At 73.0% G+C, this 18,669-nt stretch carries 17 protein-coding genes and 1 pseudogene; 6 read left to right on the top strand and 12 right to left on the bottom strand.

Annotated features, from left to right (window positions below):
* Positions 1-99 precede the first annotated feature (99 nt).
* Both ACFV4G_RS12685 and ACFV4G_RS12680 read right to left on the bottom strand, forming a co-directional pair.
* Complete coding sequence (locus ACFV4G_RS12685) at positions 100-429, bottom strand: antibiotic biosynthesis monooxygenase family protein (protein WP_380439407.1); 330 nt, start codon at positions 427-429, stop codon at positions 100-102.
* 41 nt (positions 430-470) lie between these two features.
* Complete coding sequence (locus ACFV4G_RS12680; protein WP_380439405.1) at positions 471-881, bottom strand: cupin domain-containing protein; 411 nt, start codon at positions 879-881, stop codon at positions 471-473.
* Positions 882-943: 62 nt separating this feature from the next.
* On the opposite strand from ACFV4G_RS12680, the gene ACFV4G_RS12675 reads away from it, so the two are divergent.
* Entirely contained in the window at positions 944-1,420 is a 477-nt protein-coding gene (locus tag ACFV4G_RS12675) for a MarR family winged helix-turn-helix transcriptional regulator (protein ID WP_380439403.1), read from the top strand.
* A 1-nt stretch (position 1,421) separates the two neighbouring features.
* On the opposite strand, the gene ACFV4G_RS12670 is transcribed toward ACFV4G_RS12675, so the two are convergent.
* The gene (locus tag ACFV4G_RS12670; RefSeq protein WP_380439401.1) at positions 1,422-3,515 is read right to left on the bottom strand and encodes an MFS transporter; all 2,094 of its coding nucleotides are present in this window, start codon (positions 3,513-3,515) and stop codon (positions 1,422-1,424) included.
* 333 nt (positions 3,516-3,848) lie between these two features.
* On the opposite strand from ACFV4G_RS12670, the gene ACFV4G_RS12665 reads away from it, so the two are divergent.
* A complete protein-coding gene (locus ACFV4G_RS12665; RefSeq protein ID WP_380439399.1) occupies positions 3,849-5,030 on the top strand; it encodes a peptidoglycan-binding domain-containing protein in 1,182 nt (393 codons plus the stop codon).
* Between the two features lie 96 nt (positions 5,031-5,126).
* On the opposite strand, the gene ACFV4G_RS12660 is transcribed toward ACFV4G_RS12665, so the two are convergent.
* The 4 genes from ACFV4G_RS12660 to ACFV4G_RS12645 form a co-directional block, all read right to left on the bottom strand.
* Positions 5,127-5,711, bottom strand: a complete 585-nt coding sequence (locus ACFV4G_RS12660) for a TMEM165/GDT1 family protein (protein WP_380439397.1) — start codon at positions 5,709-5,711, stop codon at positions 5,127-5,129.
* A 117-nt stretch (positions 5,712-5,828) separates the two neighbouring features.
* The gene (locus tag ACFV4G_RS12655) at positions 5,829-6,686 is read right to left on the bottom strand and encodes an ABC transporter permease (RefSeq protein ID WP_380439448.1); all 858 of its coding nucleotides are present in this window, start codon (positions 6,684-6,686) and stop codon (positions 5,829-5,831) included.
* A 56-nt stretch (positions 6,687-6,742) separates the two neighbouring features.
* Complete coding sequence (locus ACFV4G_RS12650; RefSeq protein ID WP_380439395.1) at positions 6,743-8,359, bottom strand: dolichyl-phosphate-mannose--protein mannosyltransferase; 1,617 nt, start codon at positions 8,357-8,359, stop codon at positions 6,743-6,745.
* Positions 8,360-8,530: 171 nt separating this feature from the next.
* Positions 8,531-9,835, bottom strand: a complete 1,305-nt coding sequence (locus ACFV4G_RS12645) for an MFS transporter (protein WP_380439393.1) — start codon at positions 9,833-9,835, stop codon at positions 8,531-8,533.
* A gap of 148 nt (positions 9,836-9,983) precedes the next feature.
* Between ACFV4G_RS12645 and ACFV4G_RS12640 the strand changes: the two are divergent.
* Positions 9,984-10,514: pseudogene (locus tag ACFV4G_RS12640) on the top strand (MarR family winged helix-turn-helix transcriptional regulator); the annotation flags it as partial.
* 63 nt (positions 10,515-10,577) lie between these two features.
* Here ACFV4G_RS12640 and ACFV4G_RS12635 read toward each other — a convergent pair.
* From ACFV4G_RS12635 to ACFV4G_RS12625, 3 genes are all read right to left on the bottom strand, one after another.
* Complete coding sequence (locus tag ACFV4G_RS12635; protein WP_380439391.1) at positions 10,578-12,410, bottom strand: glycosyl hydrolase family 18 protein; 1,833 nt, start codon at positions 12,408-12,410, stop codon at positions 10,578-10,580.
* Between the two features lie 316 nt (positions 12,411-12,726).
* Positions 12,727-13,347, bottom strand: coding sequence for a hypothetical protein (locus ACFV4G_RS12630; RefSeq protein WP_380439389.1), 621 nt, complete (start codon positions 13,345-13,347; stop codon positions 12,727-12,729).
* 173 nt (positions 13,348-13,520) lie between these two features.
* Positions 13,521-14,081 (bottom strand): DoxX family protein, encoded by a 561-nt coding sequence (locus tag ACFV4G_RS12625; RefSeq protein ID WP_380439387.1) that lies wholly within the window; start codon positions 14,079-14,081, stop codon positions 13,521-13,523.
* A 149-nt stretch (positions 14,082-14,230) separates the two neighbouring features.
* On the opposite strand from ACFV4G_RS12625, the gene ACFV4G_RS12620 reads away from it, so the two are divergent.
* Positions 14,231-14,860 (top strand): MarC family protein, encoded by a 630-nt coding sequence (locus ACFV4G_RS12620; protein ID WP_380439385.1) that lies wholly within the window; start codon positions 14,231-14,233, stop codon positions 14,858-14,860.
* A 73-nt stretch (positions 14,861-14,933) separates the two neighbouring features.
* On the opposite strand, the gene ACFV4G_RS12615 is transcribed toward ACFV4G_RS12620, so the two are convergent.
* On the bottom strand, positions 14,934-15,473 hold the full coding sequence (locus tag ACFV4G_RS12615; RefSeq protein ID WP_380439383.1) for an NADPH-dependent FMN reductase: 540 nt from the start codon (positions 15,471-15,473) through the stop codon (positions 14,934-14,936).
* A 97-nt stretch (positions 15,474-15,570) separates the two neighbouring features.
* Entirely contained in the window at positions 15,571-16,005 is a 435-nt protein-coding gene (locus ACFV4G_RS12610) for an Lrp/AsnC family transcriptional regulator (RefSeq protein ID WP_380439382.1), read from the bottom strand.
* 238 nt (positions 16,006-16,243) lie between these two features.
* Between ACFV4G_RS12610 and ACFV4G_RS12605 the strand changes: the two genes are divergently transcribed.
* Both ACFV4G_RS12605 and kynU read left to right on the top strand, forming a co-directional pair.
* Positions 16,244-17,074: a tryptophan 2,3-dioxygenase gene (locus tag ACFV4G_RS12605; RefSeq protein WP_380439380.1), complete on the top strand. Its 831-nt coding sequence runs from the start codon at positions 16,244-16,246 to the stop codon at positions 17,072-17,074.
* Positions 17,075-17,088: 14 nt separating this feature from the next.
* Positions 17,089-18,339 (top strand): kynureninase, encoded by a 1,251-nt coding sequence (gene kynU / locus ACFV4G_RS12600; RefSeq protein ID WP_380439446.1) that lies wholly within the window; start codon positions 17,089-17,091, stop codon positions 18,337-18,339.
* Positions 18,340-18,669: the final 330 nt, after the last annotated feature.

Raw genomic sequence — 18,669 nt, 5'->3', positions numbered from 1 at the left:
GCCCGGCCGCGCCGCCTTTCTCGCCTCATCCAACCCCCCCCCCCCCGGGCGCCGCGCGCGCCCCGCGCGCGCCCCCCCCGCCGCTCGTTCAACGACCACTCAGGCCTTCGGGCCCGCCGACTGGACGACCTCGAAGGACCACAGCGTGGAGCCGGACGCGGCCGGGCGCTTCGGGGCCTCGCCGCCCTCGGCGGGGGCGCCGCGGTGGGCGGCCTGCATCGGGCCCTCCATCCAGGCCTTGAAGTCCTCCTCGCTGCGCCAGCGGGTGTAGACCAGGTACTGGTCGGTACCCTCGACCGGGCGCAGGAGCTCGAACCACTCGAAGCCGTCGGAGTTCTCCACCGCGCCGGCGCGGGAGGCGAAGCGCTGCTCCAGCACCTCGCGCTGCTCGGCGGGGACGGTCAGGACGTTGATCTTGACGACGGACATGCTGCTCCTTCTCTCGGGTGCTTCGAGAAGTCTCCTACACCTCACGCGATCCACGGCGGGAGCACCCGCTCGTCGCCCTTCGGTGCCATCCCGCAGGCTCCCTCCGGGGTGACGGCGTCGGAGTTGTAGGCGTGGGCGGGTGAAGGTGAGGCCACGATGGCGGTGAAGCCGTCGTCGGTCGAGATCTGGCGGGCCGCACCGGCGGGGAGGGCGACGGTGTCCCCGGCGAAGAGGGAAAGCGCTTCACCGGCGAGAGAAACGACGGCGGAGCCGCTCAGGAGCGTCCAGATCTGTTCGACGTCCATGGCGTGCAGTGGCCCCTGCTTCCCGGCGCCCATGTCGACATGCCACATCGCAAGGGCAGTTGCGCCCTGGGTCGGCGAGGCGTAGGTGGTCATGACGGCGTTCGGCGTCTCGGTGCGGCGCGCGTCGGCGTGACGGATCACGGGCATGGCGATGGAACCCCCTAAGATGGACAATGTCGTTGTCTATATGGTCAATGAGGTTGTCTATCATGTCAAGCGAACCCGCCCCGCCCGGCTTCGAGCTGCCGCTGCGCCTCCTGCTCGCCTTCCGGACGATCATCGACGAGCTGCACGAGCGCCTGGCCCGCGAAGGACATCCCGACGTGCGGCCGATGCACGGCTTCGTGTTCCAAGCGATCGGGCCGCACGGCACCACCGCCGTCGAGCTCGGCCGCCGCCTCGGCGTGTCCAAGCAGGCCGCCGGGAAGACCGTCGAGGGTCTGGAGCAGCTCGGCTACGTCGAGCGCGGCAGCGACCCCGCCGACGCCCGCCGCAAGGTCGTCCGGCTCACCGCGCGCGGGGTGGACTGCCTCGCCCGTTCGGCCCGGATCTTCGACGAGCTGCGCGCCCAGTGGTCCGCCACCCTCGGCGAGGAGCACCTCCGGCAGATGGAGAAGGACTTGCGACTGCTCGCGCCCGGCGACCCGTTCCGGCTCGACACCCCGCGCTGGTTCGGAGCACCGTGAATCAGAACGAGCGGCCCTCGCCCCGGTACGGCGGCTCCAGGCCGCCCACCGGGTCGGGGCGGTCGCGCGGGTCGGCGCCGAGGCCGGAGCTGAGCCGGGTGAGCAGGTCGGCGAGGTCGGCGTACTGCTTCTCGTCCCAGTCGCCCAGCAGCTCGGAGAGCTGGGTGCGCCGGGCCGCGACGAGTTTCAGCGCGGCCTGCTCCCCCGGCTCGGTGAGCCGCAGCGGCAGTCCGCCGTGGCGCGAGGCCAGCCCACGGCTCTCGACCTCGCGGGCCGCCGCCTCGATGACGGCGATCGGCACGACCCGCCGCTCGGCGAGCTCGGCTGGCTCGGCGGAACCGTGCTGGTGCATCTGGAGGAGCAGCCAGCTGGAGGCGGGCAGCAGGTCCAGGCCGGCGGTGGCGGTGATCCGGCGGAACAGGTCGCGCCGGGCCTCGCGGGTGCTCAACACCGAGAGGGCGCGGGCGATTTCGTCCAGCGAGGAGCGTTCCACCGGATTGAGGCCGATGGACTCGCTCAGGTCCGGTGCCGTCACGGTGGTGCGCAGCGTCTGCTCGCGCAGGAACAGCGACAGCACGAAGGCGACCACCGCGACGGGCACCGCGTACAGGAACACGCGGGTGATCGATTCGGCGTACGCGTGGTGGACGGCCGTCTGGACGGCGGCCGGCAGGCGGCTGACGACGCGCGGGTCGGAGGTGATCGCGTCGGGACGGAAGCCGGGCGGCAGCGGCACGCCACGCAGCGCGTCCGCGAGCCGGGACTTCAGGCCGCTCGCGAAGACCGTCCCGAAGATGGAGACGCCGAACGAGGCGCCGATGGAGCGGAAGAAGGTCGCGCCCGCGGTGGCCACGCCGAGGTCCTGGTAGCCGACCGAGTTCTGCACGATCAGCACCAGCACCTGCATCACCAGGCCCAGGCCGAGGCCGAAGACGAGGAAGTACAGGCTCATCTCCCCCGTGCCGGTGTGCTCGTCGAGCCGCGAGAGGAGCAGCAGGCCGACGGTGGTGACTGCCGTCCCGGCGATCGGGAAGACCCGGTAGTGCCCGGTGCGGGCGACGATCTGGCCGGAGCCGATCGAGGTGGCCAGCATGCCGAGCACCATCGGCAGCATGTGGATGCCGGACATGGTCGGCGAGACCTGCATGACGACCTGGAGGAAGGTCGGCAGGTAGGTGAGCGCGCCGAACATCGCGAAGCCGACGACGAAGGAGATCACCGCGACCAGGCTGAACGTCCGTGAGCGGAACAGTCGCAGCGGCAGGACGGGCTCCTGCGCCGTCCGCTCGACCTGAACGAAGGCGACGAGCAGGACGAGCCCCAGCACGCCGAGCCCGACGATCTGCCAGGAGCTCCACGCCCACGTGGTGCCGCCGAGCGAGGTCATCAGCACGAGGCAGGTCGCGACGGAGGCGATCAGCGCGGTGCCGAGGTAGTCGATCCGGTGCTCGCGCTTGACCTCGAGACCGTGCAGCACCGCCGCGATGACGACCAGGGCGACCACGCCGATCGGCAGGTTGATGTAGAAGACCCAGCGCCAGCTGAGGTTGTCGACGAACAGGCCGCCCAGCAGCGGCCCGAGCACGCTCGTCACGCCGAACACGGCGCCGAACAGGCCCTGGTACTTGCCGCGGTCGCGGGGCGAGACGAGGTCGCCGACGATCGCCTGCGACAGCACCATCAACCCGCCGCCGCCGAGGCCCTGGAGCGCCCGGAAGGCGATCAACTCGCCCATGTCCTGGGCGATTCCGCAGAGCACCGAGCCGAGCAGGAAGATGACGATGGAGGCCTGGAAGAACCGCTTCCGGCCGTACATGTCGCCGAGCTTGCCCCAGAGCGGGGTGGCCGCGGTCGAGGCGAGCATGTAGGCGGTGACCACCCAGGACAGGTGTTCCAGGCCGCCGAGGTCGCTGACGATCGTGGGCAGCGCGGTGGAGACGATGGTCTGGTCGAGCGCGGCGAGCAGCATCGCCAGCAGCAGGGCGCCGATCGGCACCCAGAGGTTGGGGACGGTGACCGCCGGCGGGCCGGGCTCGGGCGCCGGGCTCCGGCCGAAGGCCGCGGGAGGGTCCCGAGGGTCCGGCAGGTCCGTCATGGCGCCTCCTGGCGTCTGCGTGGGGTCGCGGGCCGGGCGGGAGCGAACGGCCCGGGCGGATGATCACTCCCAGCCACCATGCTGTCAGAATTGCCCTGCTTTGTGCCGCCTGATTGAGCCGAACGTAAGCGCCCCACCTGTCAACCGAACACGGACCGTTCACCTGGTGCCAACCACCACCAACCGGCACAACCCCACCGCGGACGGCCGGACGGCCCTGTCCACCCTCCGGGACGTCCTGCATAATCAGGCCCGATCGTGCGACCCGGGACCGCCCGGCCGCGCGCCAGAGAGCACGAGAACCGCGAACCGAGATCCGAGGAGGGCCGGCCCATGCCGGACCAGCACTGCCCGACGTGCGGCACCGCACGCACCGCCGGGTGCGGCTGCCTCCCGGACCGGAGTCTCGACGAGACCGCCGTCCTCCCGCACGTCGAGGGCCCGCCACTGGTCCGCCCGTACGTGCCGCAGGCAGCCGGCCAGGTCGCGGAGGAGCCGCCGCACGCCGCAGCGCCGCACACCCCGTCGCACACCGCCGCGCCGCACAGCCCTCCGGCAGCCGCACCCATGGCCGCGCACCCGCCCGTGCCGCCGCTCGGGCCCGACGCGGACGCGTACGCCACCACCGTGCTGCCGCCCGTCCCCGGGCCCGCTCAGGACGCGTACGCCACCACCGTGCTGCCGCCCGTCCCCGGCGCCGCCCCGGACGGGTACGCGCCGGACGGGTACGCGCCCGACGCGTACGCCCAGGACGGCTACGCGACCACCGCGATGCCGCCTGTCCAGCCCGTCCCGCCCGTCCAGCCCGGGGACGACCTCGGCTACTTCCCGTTCGACAACCCCGCCCCCGAGCCCGACCCGGAGGCCGCCCCCGTCGCCGGCCGGGCCGCGCGGAGGGCCGCCGAGCAGGCCGAGCAGAGCCCGCTCGCCCGGCACAAGCTGCTGGTCGCGGGCGCCGGCGCGGGCCTGCTGGCGCTCACCGTCGGCCTCGCGTACGCCGTGACGCCCTCGTCGCCGCCGGCGCAGAAGGCGCTGCCCGCGCCCACGTCGCTCGCCCCCGCGCCGGCGGACCCGACCACCGATCCCGCCCCGCAGCCGAGCGCCGCGGCGCCGACGAGCGACACCCCGAGCCCGACGGCCACCCGGACGGCCAAGCCGAGCCCGACGAGGACGCCGACGCCCACCCCGTCCCACACCCCGACCCCGACGCCGACGCCCACCCCGACGCCGACGCCGACCCCCACCCCGACGCCCACGCCCACCCCGACGCCGACCCCGACCCCCACGCCGCGTCTCCTGCAGCTCGGGATGGCCGGCGCCGACGTCAAGGCGATGCAGCAGCAGCTCTACGCCGCCGAGTGCGGATTCGTCGACAAGTCGATCGTCACCGGCACCTTCGACTACTGGACGCAGTCGGTGCTGATCAGCTACCAGCACGACAACCGGATCAAGGGCGAGAACGGCGTCTACGGTCCCAAGACCCAGGCCACCCTCGCCGCGGACCCGGGCTGCTGACCCCGGCTGCTGATCCGTTCCCGGTAAGGGCGAGCCGATCCGCCCCCGCTAAGGGCGAGCCGATCCCGCCCCGGAGAGCCGGAACGGGCGGGCGCGTCAGCCCGTGACGGCCCCGACGATGCTGACGCCCGCCAGCACCACCATGATCGCCGCCGCGACGCGGACGATCAGCTTCATCGGCACGTGCTTCAGCAGCTTCTGCCCGCCCACGATCGCGATCCCGCCGACCGCGCACAGCGCCAGCCAGGAGCCGATGCCGACGGCCAGCGGATCGGCGTACTTGGCGGCCAGGTTGGCGGTCATGATCTGGGTCAGGTCGCCGAACTCGGCCACCGCGACGACCACGAAGCTCGCCCCGGCCACCTTCCAGAAGCTGCTGGAGGACGGCTCCTTGGCGGCGTGCTCGTCATCGTCGCCGCCACCGTGGAAGAGCAGCATCGCGGCGCCGGCCAGGAACAGCGCGCCGGTGACGCCCTCGACCCAGCGGTGCGGCAGGAGCGAGAGCAGGTGCCCGGCCACCAGGGCGATGCCCACCTGGACGGCGAAGGCGGCGGCGATGCCGGCGAAGACGTAGCTCGCGCGGTACTTCGTGCCGAGGACCAGGCTGGCCAGGGCGGTCTTGTCCGGCAGCTCGGCCAGGAAGATGATGCCGAACGTCAACGCGGCTACGGTCACACTCATCGGAGGATTCCCTCGGTCGGGCCGCCGGTCCGCGGCAGCTCCGTCAGGGGACGCCTCGGCCCGACAGCACTGGAAACGGTCACAGCACTGCGGCCGAAGGTCTCGCCGGCACCGGTCTCACGACCGCGTGCCCCGGGCGCCGGGCCCGTGGGGGCCAGTATGTCGACGGTCCGGTGGAGGGCTACTCCCCTTCAACGCCGTCCAGGTTACCCGACGCCGGGCGGGCTCCCCACCCGGTGGGAGGTCGGCCGCCGTCACCAGCCCGCGCCCGACCAGCTCCAGGACCACCACGACGGCGGCCGCCTCCACCGCCAACAGGCCGACCAGCACGAACAGTTGGACCGCACCGGCCTGCACCGGGGAGGACCCGCCGAGCAGCATGCCGACGAAGGCGCCGGGGAGCGTCACCAGGCCGACCGTCCGCGTCTGGTCCAGGGCGGGGACGAGCGAGGTCGCGGCGGCCGTCCGGCAGATCTCCAGCCGGGCGTCGCGCTCCTCGAAGCCGAGCGCCAGCGCCGCCTCCACCTCGCCGCGCCGCTGCCGGAGCTCGTCCAGGGCGCGCCGCCCGGCGAGCGAGGTGGCGGTGAGCCCGCCGCCGATCAGGATCCCCGCGACCGGGATGACGGACAGGCCCTTCGGCGGCAGCAGTCCGACGGCCAGCAGCAGGACGAGCACCGGCAGCACCCCGGCGCCGATCGGGGCCGCCGCCCACACCCAGCCCGGCCCCGGGGTCATCCGCCGCCCGGCGGTGCGCACCGCGACGGTGAACATCAGCAGCACGAACAGCGCCGACCACCACAGGGAGCCGACCACCCAGGTGATCACCGCGGCGACGGCCGCCAGCTGCACCACCGCCCGCAGCCCGGCCCGCAGCACCGCGTGCCCGTGCCCCAGCAGGCCCCACCCGGCCACCGCGACGGCGGCCAGCAGCAGGACGGCGGCCACCACCCCGAGCACCGGGGTGACGGGCAGCAGTTGTCCGCCCGACGCGGCGAGCGCGGAGCCCGCCCAGGACCGTCCGGTCAACGGGCTCAGATCCAGCTGGTGAACCACATCCGGTCCTGCCAGGACGTCAACGGGATCACCTCCGCCGTGTAGAGCGGGTAGAAGAAGGCGAAGCACCCGACGATCGCGAGCACGATCAGCCCGGCCGCCGCCGCGCCGATCCGCCGCCGCTCGGGGGTGCTGCCGGCCGGGCCGAGGATCGCGCCGAGCATCTGGGCGACGGCCAGGCACAGGAACGGCACCAGCACGACCATGTAGAAGGAGAAGACCGTCCGCTCCTGGTACTGGAACCAGGGCAGGTAGATCGCGGCCACCGCGCACAGCACGGCGCCCGAGCGCCAGTCGCGCCGGAAGAACCAGCGCCACAGCAGGTAGACGAGCGCGAAGCAGGCCGTCCACCAGAGCAGCGGCGTGCCGAGCCCGAGGATCTGCGCCGAGCAGCCGCCGGGCGTGGTGCAGCCCCGGGTGCCGATCGGGACCTGCTCCCAGTACATGGAGACCGGGCGGCCCATGACCAGCCAGCTGAACGGGTTGGACTGGTAGGTGTGCGGGGTGCTCAGCCCGGTGTTGAAGTCGTACATCTGCGAGTGGTAGTGCCACAGGCTGCGCAGCGGCGCGGGCACCCAGCTCATCGAGACCTGCGGCAGCGGGACGCCGAGGACGCTGTCCGGCGAGAGCCCGGCGCGGTCGTCGGCCCAGTGCCGGTCGTACCCGCCGCCGCCGTTGGCGCCGTTGGCCAGCCAGCCGCTCCAGGCGCCGACGTAGACGACGACCGCGGAGCCGACCATGGCGAGGAAGGCGGGGACGGCGTCCCGGCGCAGCATCGAGCGCCAGGGGCGGCGGGCGCCGGCGGCGCGGCGGCCGGACTGGTCCCACAGGACGGTCAGGATGCCGAAGGCGGCGAGGACCATGACGCCGTTCCACTTGACCGCGGCGGCGGAGCCGACGAACACGCCGGCGGCGATCCGCCAGGGCCGCAGGCCGAGCCGGACGGTGTCGCCGTCGGTGACGCCGGCCAGCCGGGCGCGCACGCGGTCGCGGTCGATCAGCAGGCCGCCGAACGCGGCGAGGACGAAGAACATCTGGACGCCGTCGAGCAGGCCGACCCGGCTCATCACCAGCTGGAGGCCGTCGACGGCCATCAGGAGGGCGGCGGTGCAGCCGATCAGGGTGGAGCCGAAGAGGCGGCGGCCGATCCGGGCGAGCATGAGCACGGTGACGGTGCCGAGCAGGGCGGTCATGAACCGCCAGCCGAAGGGGTGCAGTCCGAAGAGCTGCTCGCCGACGGCGATCACCCACTTGCCCAGCGGCGGGTGGGCGACGAACTCCGGGGCGCTGGTGAGCGGGACGCCCTGCGGGACGGCCAGGACGTCGGCGTTGGCGTGGTCCGGCCAGCTGCCCTCGTAGCCCTGCTTGAGCAGCGACCAGGCGTCCTTGGGGTAGTACGTCTCGTCGAAGACGAAGGCGTTGGGGTAGCCGAGGTTCCAGAACCGCAGCAGGCCGGCGAAGAGCGCGACGCCGATCGGCCCGAGCCAGCCGAACCACGCGGCCCGGTCGGCCGCCGCGACCAGCGGCCCGCGCGGGGCCGGTCCGGGGTCCGGGGCCGGTGCCGCCGGGGGGTGCGTGAGCGCCGCTTGCGTCATAGCCTCGCCGATTCGCCGGTGTACCGCTGTGCCAGTGACCGCCGTGCCGGCCGGGGCCGGGCGGTCGACAGGCACTGACACTATGTGGCGGTGGTCGCGAAGCCAAGCGCGACGGGCGCCGCCCGGGTGACCCGGTCGGCGCCCGTGCGCGCGGTGTTCGTCGGGGCCCGCTCAGGCGGCCGTCTGGAGCTCCCGGACGGGGATCGCGTGGACGACGGCCGGGGCCGCGTTGTCCTGCTCCGGCGTGAGGTGCGGGCGCAGCCGCAGGGCCAGGGCGACGATCAGCAGGGTGGAGCCCGCCATGGCCGCGAGGTAGAGCGGCCAGGTGCCGGAGCCGACCAGCAGCACGCCGACGGCCGGGCCGACCGCGATCGCGATCTGCTTCACCAGGGCGTAGCCGGCGTTGTAGGTGCCGAGCAGCCGGGCCGGGGCGAGGTCGGCGACGATCGGGCCCATGGTGGGCGCGAGCAGCGACTCGCCGACGCCGAACAGGGCGTAGATCGAGACGATCGCGACCGTGGCGGCCATGGCCTCGGTCCGGATCAGGCCGGCCACGAGGGCCATCGTCCAGGCGCCGAGCCAGACCACGCCGGCCGCGGCCATGGCGGTGGTGCGGCGGCGGCGCGCGGTGATCCGCACCATGAACATCTGCAGGACGACGATGGTCAGCGCGTTGGCGCCGATCGCGAAGCCCAGGGTGGAGGGCGCGGTGCCGACGGTGTCGGTGGCGAAGGCCGCGACGCCGGACTCGAACTGGCCGTAGCAGGTGAAGAAGATCAGCCCGGCGAGGACGCAGAGCCGCACCATCGCCTTGTCGGCGACCAGGGCGCGCAGGCCGGTCGGGCCTTCGGTCTTGCCGTGGACGGCGGTCAGCTGGACCTTGGGCATCCGGGCGGTGCCGGTGACCAGGGCGAGGCCGAGGAAGGTCGCCGCCTCGATGGTGAACAGCCGGGTGAGGCTGGCCGGGTCGGCCACGTTCACGATCTGCCCGCCGACCAGCGCGCCGATGCCCATGCCCAGGTTGACCAGGGTGAACTGCAGCGCGAAGGCGTGCGCCCGGGTCGCCGCGGTGGAGCAGCGGACGATCATCGTGGCGAGCGCCGGCTGGCAGGTGGTGACGCCCGCGCCGAACAGGAACGAGGAGACCAGCAGGGCGGGGGTGCCGGTGGCGTGCCCGAAGGCGAACGCGCCGGTGGAGGCGAGCGCGGTGCCGGCCAGCAGGACGGGCCGGGGGCCGTACTTGTCGATGCCGCGGCCGGTGAACGGCAGGACGGCGAGCGCCGCGAGCGCGAAGACGGTGAACACCATCCCGGCCGCCAGCGAGCCGAGCCCGCGCACCTGGTCCACGTACACGAACATGTACGGCATCGTGAACCCGCTGCCGAACGCGCTGAGCGCGTTGCCGATCTGGACGCGGCGCAGCGGGCCGCCCGCCCCGCGTCGCTGCTGCCTCTGCTGCTTCACCGTGCCGGTCACCGTGCACACCCCTTCTTGGAGATTCGACTGGATACTCTTAAGTCCAGAAGATTTCAGAGCTAAAGTTTGACGAGATAAAGTCTTAGCACCAGAAGAGTGTGGAGTCAAAGGCTTAAGAGATGCACGCCCCCGTGCGACACTGGTCCGCATGACTACGGACAAGCCCGCTCCGGCCAAGCCCAGGGAGCTCGGCATCGCCGAGCAGGTGGCCGTCTACCAGCGGGAGTTCCCCACGGTGGACCCGCAGGTGGAGACCATCGTGCAGACCCTGAACCGGGTCTCGCGGCGGATGGGGGTGGCCTACGACCGGCAGCTGACTGTGCTGGGGATCACGTCCGCGGAGTGGGAGGTGCTGAAGGCCCTGGTGGTCTCCGGCAGCCCCTACCGGCTGGGACCGGGCGAGCTGGCCAAGCGGCTCGGGCTCACCCCGGCGGCGATGACGCACCGGATCGACCGGATGGTGGCCGAGGACCTCGTCACCCGGGAACGGGACGAGTCCAACCGGGTCCGGGTGATCATCGAGCTGACCGAGAACGGCCGCGACAAGTGGCTGGAGTCGATGCGGATGGCGGCGGTGTTCGAGGAGGAACTGCTCCAGGACATCGCGGGCGAGGAGCGGGCCGTGCTGTCGGCCCTGCTGGCCCGGATGCTGCGGCGCATCGAGGAGAGCCGGCCGGACGTCTTTCGGTTTCGGTGCGGGGTCCGTCAGGCCCTCAGCCGTTCTCGGGATCGGGCCCGGGCGTCAGCAGGGGCCGTTGTCGGTCCAGACGCCCCACTGGCCACTCTGGGTCGGGTCCTCGCCCTTGGTCCACCACTTGTTGCTGTAGTAGTGGCCCTTCCAGGAGACCTTGGTGCCGCCGGCCGCGTAGGTGGCGTTCGGGTCCCAGCTCGGGGCGGCCGGGCAGGTGACCGGCGTGCCGGTGGGGGTGCCGGTCGGCGTACCGGTCGGGGTGCCCGTGGGGGTCCCGGTCGGCGTACCGGTGGGGGTGCCGGTCGGGGTCTGGGTCGGGGTGGCGGTGGAGCTCGGGGTGCCGGTCGGCGGGGCCGGGCAGGCCGCGGCCGAGCCGTTGGTGGCGTTCGCCATCGTGTCGAACAGGGAGGTGTTGGTCCCCAGGTCGTACAGCGAGAAGGCGAAGGAGCCGCCGAGGCCGTTGCAGTGGGCGTAGTCGAGCTTGGCCTGGATCGACCGGGCGTCCTCACCGCTCCAGAAGGTGGTGCCGTCGTAGAAGTACGTGGCCTTCGCGGCGTCGTCCCAGAAGGTCTTGGACGGGTTGTCGACGAAGCCCGTGAGCTCCTTGTACATCTGGATGCCGGGGACGTTGCCGGACATCGCGGCGCCGGCGGCGGGGTTGGCGGCGGGCTGGAACAGGCCGTTCTGGCCGTTGTTCGGGACGCCGGTCCAGCCGCGGTAGTAGAACGGCACACCCATGTTGATCTTGTTGGCGGGGAAGCCGCCGGGGATGCCGTAGTCCGGGTCGCCGACCGTCCACGCCTTGACGGCGTTGTCGATCGAGTACTTGCCGTGGCCCGGCTTGGCCGGGGTCATCGGGTCGTTCGGGCCGGAGTAGAGCGGGGCCTGGTGGTTGGTCGGGCCCTGGGCGTCCCAGCCGCCGTGCATGTCGTAGGTCATGACGTCGAGGAACGTGAGGTACTGGCCGATCTTGTCGGTCTCGACGTTCATGATCTTGTCCTGGCCGGCGCCGACCGCCGCCGACAGGGCGTAGGTCTTGTTGTCGGCCTTGCCCTGCGCGTCCAGCTGGTTGCGGAACTCCTGCAGCAGCAGGGTGTAGTTCTGCTTGTCGGCCGGGCTGGAGATGTTGCCGGTGTGACCGCCGCCGCCCGGGTACTCCCAGTCGATGTCGACGCCGTCGAAGACGCCGGCCGCCGAGCCCGGGCCGCCGTAGCCGGCCTCGCTCGGGAGGTTGCCCTTGATGAACATGTCGAGGCAGGACGAGACCAGGTGCTTGCGCGAGGCGTCCGTGGCGGCCGCCGACGAGAAGTACTTGGAGTAGGTCCAACCGCCCAGCGAGATCAGGACCTTGAGCTTCGGGTTCTTCGCCTTCAGCTTCTTCAGCTGGTTGAAGTTGCCCGCGATCCCCTGGTTCCAGACGTCGCCGACGCCGTCGACCGAGATGTCGGCGCCGAAGCTCTTCTGGTAGTCGGCGAACGCGTCGCCCGCGCCGTCACCCGCGTTGGGGTTGTTGTCGTTCGTGTCCGCGGCCTTGGTGGCCTCGAAACAGCCCAGGTCGGTCGGGTTGATGTTGGCGAAGTCGTAGATCAGGTAGTCCAGCTTCCCGGCCACGCCGGTGTCCTGGATCGTCTTCGGGTAGTACCCGTTCGCGTAGATCGACCACTGGTCGAAGTAGGCGACCTTGATGCCGCCGCTGGTGGCGGGCGCGCCGGTGGAGTTGGTGGTCGCGGCGTTGGCCGCGGCGCCGCCGGTGAGGGCGAGGCCCGCGCCGAGCAGCAGGGAGGCGGTGGTGCCGGCCGCGATCGCGGCCAGGCTCTTCGGGCGCCGACGGCGGACGCCTTCCTGAGCCGGGGTCCCGGCCCTTTCAATGCGTGAGCGCAGCATGGGTGCGTGACTCCTGGGTGTGGGGGTTCCGTCCGCCCCGGGGACGCCGTCCGGGGTGGGGCCGGACGACCGGGGCATGACAGATCGAGGAAGGGAATCGAGCGGGAAAGGGGTCGAGCGGGATCAGGCCGTGACGGACACCGGGATGTGCCGAACCGGCGCCGACGGCCGTACGGCCGCTGACGCCGGTTCAGGGGCTCCCTGCACCTGGGCAATAAAAATGGACTAGACCAACTCGCCCGTCAAGAGGGGCCGTCGGGCCTTGACCCGCGCTTAAGGTTCGCCTCCCCCACGGGCACCCCCGGCGACCTGCGCGTCAGTAGCGGACGGCGTTCGCCACGACGGCCTTGATCGTCCCGGACAGGTCCCGGTTGCTCTTCGCGGTGGCCTGGGCGCCCTGCCCGGCGGCCACGTCGTCCAGGGTCACCGCCGTCGCGTCCTGCACCTGGCCGGATCCGTCCGTGAAGTCGACCTGGATCACGTACCGGTAGGACTGCTGCCCGTGGTTGGTCACCGTCAGCTGCGCCTGCGCCCTGCCGTCCGAACCGGTCGTCACCGCCCCCACCGCGACGTCGGCCTTGGCGTCCAGCCCGCCCTTGATCCCCGCCACGGCGGACGAGGCGGCCGAGAACGCCGCCGAGGCCTGCGCCTGCGCCGACGAGAGCGCCGAACCGGCCCCGCCGGCCGCCGAGGCCAACGCCGAGGCGGCCGACGCCGCGGCCGAGACGCCCTTCTCGATCTCGCCGGCGGCCGAGGACACCGCACTGCTCGGGCTCTTGCCCGACGAGCACCCCGCCAGCACCGCACCCGCGACCACCACGGTGGCCAACACCCCGGCCACGGCGCGGCGTTGGCGGCGCAGCAGCGGGGCATCCGGCAGCTGCGCGGTGACCCTGCGGGTGACCCGGGTGGCCCGGGTGAGCGGCTGGCGGTCCATGGGCGGTCCAGTCCCTTCTGGTGTCCTCCGGCGCCCGGGCCGCCCGGCACGCCTCCCGGCCCACCCTCCGAGGCCCCGGGCGGAGCCGCCAGCGGGGCGGTGCCTCCGGGTGAGCCGGGCGGGCGGCGACGTCAGGGTGGCGACGTCAGGGTGGCGACGTCAGGGTGGCGATGTCAGGACAGGCCCGAGCCCTCCTGCTCGTCCGCCTCCACCGCCGCCCGTTCCTCGCGCAGCCGCACGACGTGCCGGCGCCGGGCCACCACGCCGTACGCGGACGCGGCGCTCGCGACGAAGGCCAGCACGCCGACCCACGGCCGGTCGAAGGCGTGGCCGGTCACGTGGTCGAGCGAGTACCGGCCCGGGCCGGCCAGGCCCAGCGCCAGCCCGGTCGCGCCGAGGAACGCCGGGTACTCGTAGCCGCCGGAGGTCATGAAGAAGCCGGCCGGGGCGTGCACCGCCACGGCGCCGGCCATCGTGCCGGCCACCACCGCGCCGGCCGCCGGCGTGGCCAGGCCCGCCACCAGCAGCGCACCGCCGCCCGCCTCGCCGAGGCCGGCCGCGATCGCGCTCTCCCTGGCCGGGTGGAAGCCCATGCCCTCCATCGCCTTGGTGGTGCCCTCCAGGCCGCCGCCGCCGAACCAGCCGAACAGCTTCTGGGTGCCGTGCGCGATCAGCACCCCGCCGACCGCGCCGCGCAGGGCCAGCAGGCCCAGGTCCCTACGGTTCAGACACATGTCGCAACCTCGTTCCCGCGGTGGTGGTCCTCCGTCCATGGGACCCGAGACCGCGCACCCGTTCGAGCCGGGACCGCCATCCGGGCGAATCAGCCGCCGACCGGGAACGGACCGCGGCCCCCGGCGGACCCCGCGGTCATGCTGAGCGGATGTTCGTCTTCAACCTGTCCAGCGCCTTCATCACCTTCTTCGCCGTCGTCGGACCGCCGAAGGTGCTGCTGTCCTTCGCCCGGCTGGCCCCCACCCGGACCACCCGGGAACTGCGGCGGCTCGCCGCCTGGAGCACGGTCGTCTCGGCCGTGATCGGCCTGGTGCTGGGCTTCAGCGCGGACGAGGTCACGACGCTGTTCCACATCAGCGACCAGTCCCTGCAGCTCGCCGGCGGGACGATCTTCTTCATCTACGCCGTCGCGCTGGTCTTCGGGGTGCACCTCGGCGAGGGCGAGGACGACGAGCACCTGCCGAACCCGATGCTGGACGGCTTCCGCGAGCTCCTGCTGCCGTACATCGCCAGCCCGCTCGCCGTCAGCGCCGTCCTGGTCGCCTCGCTCACCAAGGACGACTGGGGCTGGCGGACCACCGTCGCCGGGGCCTACGTGGCCGTCGTGATGATCAACTACGTCGCCGTGGCGCTGCTCGCCCCGCTGATGCGGCGCACCCACCGCACCTCGCTGGAGGTGCTGTCCCGGCTGCTCGGACTGCTGCTGGCGGCGGTGGGCGTCGAGCTGTTCCTGAACGGCCTGGCCGGGCTCGGCGTGCACATCGCCGAGGGGCACTGAGGGGCACTGGGGGCCCTTGAAGGGCGCCGGGCCCGGCGGCGCTGAAGGGCGCCGGGCCCGGCCGGCCGCGCCGTCAGGCCGCGGCGAGGCGGGTCAGCACCTCACCGATCCGCTCCCGCGCCACCGGGTCGGCGATCAGGCCGTCCGCACCGACCGCCCCGCGGTCCAGCGGGATCCGGACACAGGCCTCGTCCACGACGGCCGCGCCGGTGTAGCCCAGGACGGCGCGCAGGGTGGCCTCGGCGCCCTCGCCGCGGCCGGGGGCGGCGCAGTTGATCCAGGCCGCCGGCTTGTCGGAGATCTCGACCCCGCCGACCGTCCAGTCCAGCAGGTTCTTGAACGAACCGGGCAGCGTGCCCGCGTACTCCGGCGTGCAGATCAGCAGCGCGTCGGCGGCCTCGACCGCGGCGCGCAGCGCGGCCACCGCCTCCGGCAGCGGATCGGTGTCGTGGTCGGGGTTGAAGTGCGGGAGGTCGGCCAGCCCCTCGAAGTAGGTGGCGCGCAGGCCCGGGGCCCCGGCGGCGAGGGCCTCGGCCGTCCGCAGCACCGTCTCGTTGGAGGATCCGGCGCGGAGGCTCCCGGTCAGAAGCAGGATGTGACGCTCGTTCGGCATGCCGAGGAACCTACTCCCCGGTCCCGGGACCGGGGAGGGGTTTTCCCCACGGCCACGGGAGTCACGGGAGCCATGGGCGTCACGGGAGTCACGGGAGTCACGGCACGACGACCGTGCGCCACGGCACCGGGCTGGAGAGGATCATCGAGCTCGACGGCTGGCCGTAGCCGCCGAGCCGGTCGCACAGCCGCTCGAACTCGGCCATCGTGGGCGCCGCGACCAGCAGCACGCAGCAGGCCCCGCCGGTGACCCGGTGCAGCTGGAGCACCTCGGGCCAGTTCGCCACCTCCGGGTCGCGCAGCACGCAGCGCGGGCCGTAGCACTGGATCTGGACCAGCGCCGTGATCGGCAGCCCGGCGCGGGGAAGGTCCACGTGGGCGTGGTAGCCGGTGATCACGCCGTCCGCCTCCAGCCGGCGGACCCGTTCGGCCACCGCGGGTGCGGACAGGCTCACCCGGCGGGAGAGTTCGTTGTACGAGAGCCTGGCGTCGGCCTGGAGCTCGGCCAGCAGGCGGCGGTCGACGGCGTCCATGGCGGCTCCCGGAGTGCTGTGCACGTGGCGTGCGAGTGGCTGGAATCGGCGGTCTTGCCGATCGTAAAGGGAATCGGCGCAACGCCTCGCGAACAACAGCCCGAGGGCCCGTTGCGGTACCCGGAGGCCATTCAATCCGGGGCCGACACCGCCGCACAATGGGGCCCCCGGTGGAACCAGGCCGTCCGTCTGGTCACCGGGCCCGGGCCGTGGTGCCCGGCCGTCAGGAGGGATCGGGATGGGGCACGACACGGTGGAAACGCCCAGCCTGTCATTCGTCGGGGGCGAGGAACCGGGTCGGGGGACCCCGTACGCCCGCTACGCGCGCCTGGACGAGCTGCACGGCCTGCAGCACCCGCTCAGCAAGGCGCCGGCCGAGATGTCGTTCATCGTCACCACGCAGGTGATGGAGCTGCTGTTCGACCTGCTGCGGCACGAGTGGACGCTCGCCCAGCAGGCACTGCGCGAGGACGACCTGCCGGCGGCGCTCGCCGCCCTGCGGCGCGGCACGCACGTCCAGGACGTGCTGACCGAGTCCTGGGACCTGCTCGCCACCATGACACCGCAGGAGTTCAACTCCTTCCGCGCGCTGTTCGGCGAGGCCTCGGGCTTCCAGTCCTCGGCCTTCCTGCACCTGGAGTTCCTGCTCGGCAACAAGAACGCCGCGCTGCTGAACATGTACGCGGACGCGCCGCGCACCCGCGACGAGCTGGCCGAGGCGCTGCGCGCCCCCAGCCTGTACGACGACGCGCTGGCCGTGCTCGCCCGCCGGGGACTGACCGTCCCGCACCTGCCGTCCGAGCAGCGCCACCACGCCTCCCCCGAGGTCGAGGCGGCCTGGCGCCGGGTGTACGCCGAGCCGGAGTTCGCCGGCCTCCAGCCGCTCGCCGAGGCGCTGCTGGACGTCGCCGAGCGGGTCACCCGGTGGCGCCAGCGCCACCTGAACGCGGTCCGCCGCACGATGGGCGCCAAGCCCGGCTCGGGCGGCTCCAGCGGGCTGACCTGGCTGCGCAAGTCGGCCGACCAGGACGTGTTCCCGGAGCTGTGGTCCATCCGGGACGAGATGTGAGCGAGAGGCAGGACATGGGCACGGGCAAGATCACGGGTGCGCTCACGCGCGAGGAGTGCGCGGCGCTGGACGCCGTCGACCCGCTGGCGGCGTTCCGCAAGGAGTTCGCGCTGCCGGACGGGGTGATCTACCTGGACGGGAACTCGCTGGGCGCACTGCCGGTGCGCACGCCCGAGCGGGTGCGCCAGGTGGTCGAGGAGGAGTGGGGCCGCGACCTCATCCGCAGCTGGAACGACGCCGGCTGGTTCGAGCAGCCGTACGCGCTCGGCCGCCGGATCGCACCGCTGGTCGGGGCCGGCGCGGACGAGGTCGCGGTCTGCGACACCACCTCCGTGAACCTGTTCAAGGTGCTCTCGGCGGCGCTGCGGCTGCGCCCGGGGCGCGGCACGGTGCTCGGCGACGCCGAGGCGTTCCCGACCGACCTCTACATCGCCGAGGGCGTGACCGGCCTGGTCGAGGGCGCGCGCAGCGTGCTGATCCGCCCGGAGGAGCTGGACGCGCACCTGGACGGGGACGTCGCCGCCGTCGTCCTGTCCCACGTGGACTACCGCACCGGCGAGCTGCTCGACATGCCCGGGATCACCGCGCGCGTGCAGGCCGCGGGCGCGCTGATGATCTGGGACGTGTGCCACTCGGTGGGCGCGCTGCCGGTCGAACTCGGCGCCTCGGGCGCGGACTTCGCGATCGGCTGCACCTACAAGTACCTGAACGGCGGCCCGGGCGCGCCGGCCTTCCTGTACGTCGCCGAGCGGCACCTGGCGGCCGGTCCGGTGCAGCCGCTGAGCGGTTGGTTCGGCCACGCGCGGCCGTTCGCGTTCGAGCCCGGATACGACCCCAAGGAGGGCATCGGGCGCTTCCTGTGCAGCTCGCCGTCGCTGCTCGGCCAGGCCGCGCTGGGCGCCAGCCTGGACGTGTGGGAGCGCGCCGACCTGGCCGCCGTGCGGGCGAAGAGCCTCGCGCTGACCGACCTGTTCATCGCGCTGGTCGAGGGCCTGGACGGGATCGAGGTGGCGACCCCGCGCGAGCACGCCCGGCGCGGCAGCCAGGTCGCGCTGCGATTCGCCGACGGCTACCCGGTGGTGCAGGCGCTGATCGCGCGCGGCGTGATCGGGGACTTCCGCGCGCCGGACCTGATGCGCTTCGGGTTCACCCCGCTCTACCTCTCCCACGTCGACGTCTGGGACGCGGCGCAGCAGCTGGCGGAGGTGCTGGAGAGCGGCGAGTGGCGGCAGGAACGGTTCTCCCGCCGGGGCGAGGTGACCTGACCGGGCCCGGGCTTCCCGGCCGGGGGATCCGGCCGGGGGATCCGGCCGGGAACGGGCGCTCCCTGCCCGCGTCGTGGGGCAGTGACGAAGGCCATGGACCGGTTCCTCGCGGGACGCTGACCGCACGACCGGTGGCCGGCCCCTCGCGTTCCGGCCTCTTCACACGCTCGCCGACGGCCGACGGCACGGCTCGGGCCGCCCGGTCGGGGTGGAGCCGGGCGGGCCGGCTGGGGGGGGGGGGGGGGGCGTTTTGGGGGCGCGGGAGGTGGGGACCGATCGCGGGGGGGGGGGCGTTTTGGGGGCGCGGGAGGTGGGGACCGATCGGGGGTA

The sequence above is a fragment of the Kitasatospora sp. NPDC059747 genome (genome assembly GCF_042732955.1).
Lineage (GTDB): Bacteria > Actinomycetota > Actinomycetes > Streptomycetales > Streptomycetaceae > Kitasatospora.
Note: the sequence above shows the minus strand (reverse complement) of the source record. Positions and strands in the feature narration are given on the sequence as shown.

What these genes read in the sequence shown, in the direction of transcription:
- ACFV4G_RS12635 (WP_380439391.1), bottom strand. Translation starts at nt 12,410, where the DNA reads ATGCTGCGCTCACGCATTGAAAGGGCCGGGACCCCGGCTCAGGAAGGC.
- ACFV4G_RS12650 (WP_380439395.1), bottom strand. Translation starts at nt 8,359, where the DNA reads ATGACGCAAGCGGCGCTCACGCACCCCCCGGCGGCACCGGCCCCGGAC.
- ACFV4G_RS12670 (WP_380439401.1), bottom strand. Translation starts at nt 3,515, where the DNA reads ATGACGGACCTGCCGGACCCTCGGGACCCTCCCGCGGCCTTCGGCCGG.
- ACFV4G_RS12660 (WP_380439397.1), bottom strand. Translation starts at nt 5,711, where the DNA reads ATGAGTGTGACCGTAGCCGCGTTGACGTTCGGCATCATCTTCCTGGCC.
- ACFV4G_RS12615 (WP_380439383.1), bottom strand. Translation starts at nt 15,473, where the DNA reads ATGCCGAACGAGCGTCACATCCTGCTTCTGACCGGGAGCCTCCGCGCC.
- ACFV4G_RS12675 (WP_380439403.1), top strand. Translation starts at nt 944, where the DNA reads ATGTCAAGCGAACCCGCCCCGCCCGGCTTCGAGCTGCCGCTGCGCCTC.
- ACFV4G_RS12605 (WP_380439380.1), top strand. Translation starts at nt 16,244, where the DNA reads ATGGGGCACGACACGGTGGAAACGCCCAGCCTGTCATTCGTCGGGGGC.
- ACFV4G_RS12625 (WP_380439387.1), bottom strand. Translation starts at nt 14,081, where the DNA reads ATGTGTCTGAACCGTAGGGACCTGGGCCTGCTGGCCCTGCGCGGCGCG.
- kynU (WP_380439446.1), top strand. Translation starts at nt 17,089, where the DNA reads ATGGGCACGGGCAAGATCACGGGTGCGCTCACGCGCGAGGAGTGCGCG.
- ACFV4G_RS12680 (WP_380439405.1), bottom strand. Translation starts at nt 881, where the DNA reads ATGCCCGTGATCCGTCACGCCGACGCGCGCCGCACCGAGACGCCGAAC.
- ACFV4G_RS12685 (WP_380439407.1), bottom strand. Translation starts at nt 429, where the DNA reads ATGTCCGTCGTCAAGATCAACGTCCTGACCGTCCCCGCCGAGCAGCGC.
- ACFV4G_RS12630 (WP_380439389.1), bottom strand. Translation starts at nt 13,347, where the DNA reads ATGGACCGCCAGCCGCTCACCCGGGCCACCCGGGTCACCCGCAGGGTC.
- ACFV4G_RS12610 (WP_380439382.1), bottom strand. Translation starts at nt 16,005, where the DNA reads ATGGACGCCGTCGACCGCCGCCTGCTGGCCGAGCTCCAGGCCGACGCC.
- ACFV4G_RS12665 (WP_380439399.1), top strand. Translation starts at nt 3,849, where the DNA reads ATGCCGGACCAGCACTGCCCGACGTGCGGCACCGCACGCACCGCCGGG.
- ACFV4G_RS12620 (WP_380439385.1), top strand. Translation starts at nt 14,231, where the DNA reads ATGTTCGTCTTCAACCTGTCCAGCGCCTTCATCACCTTCTTCGCCGTC.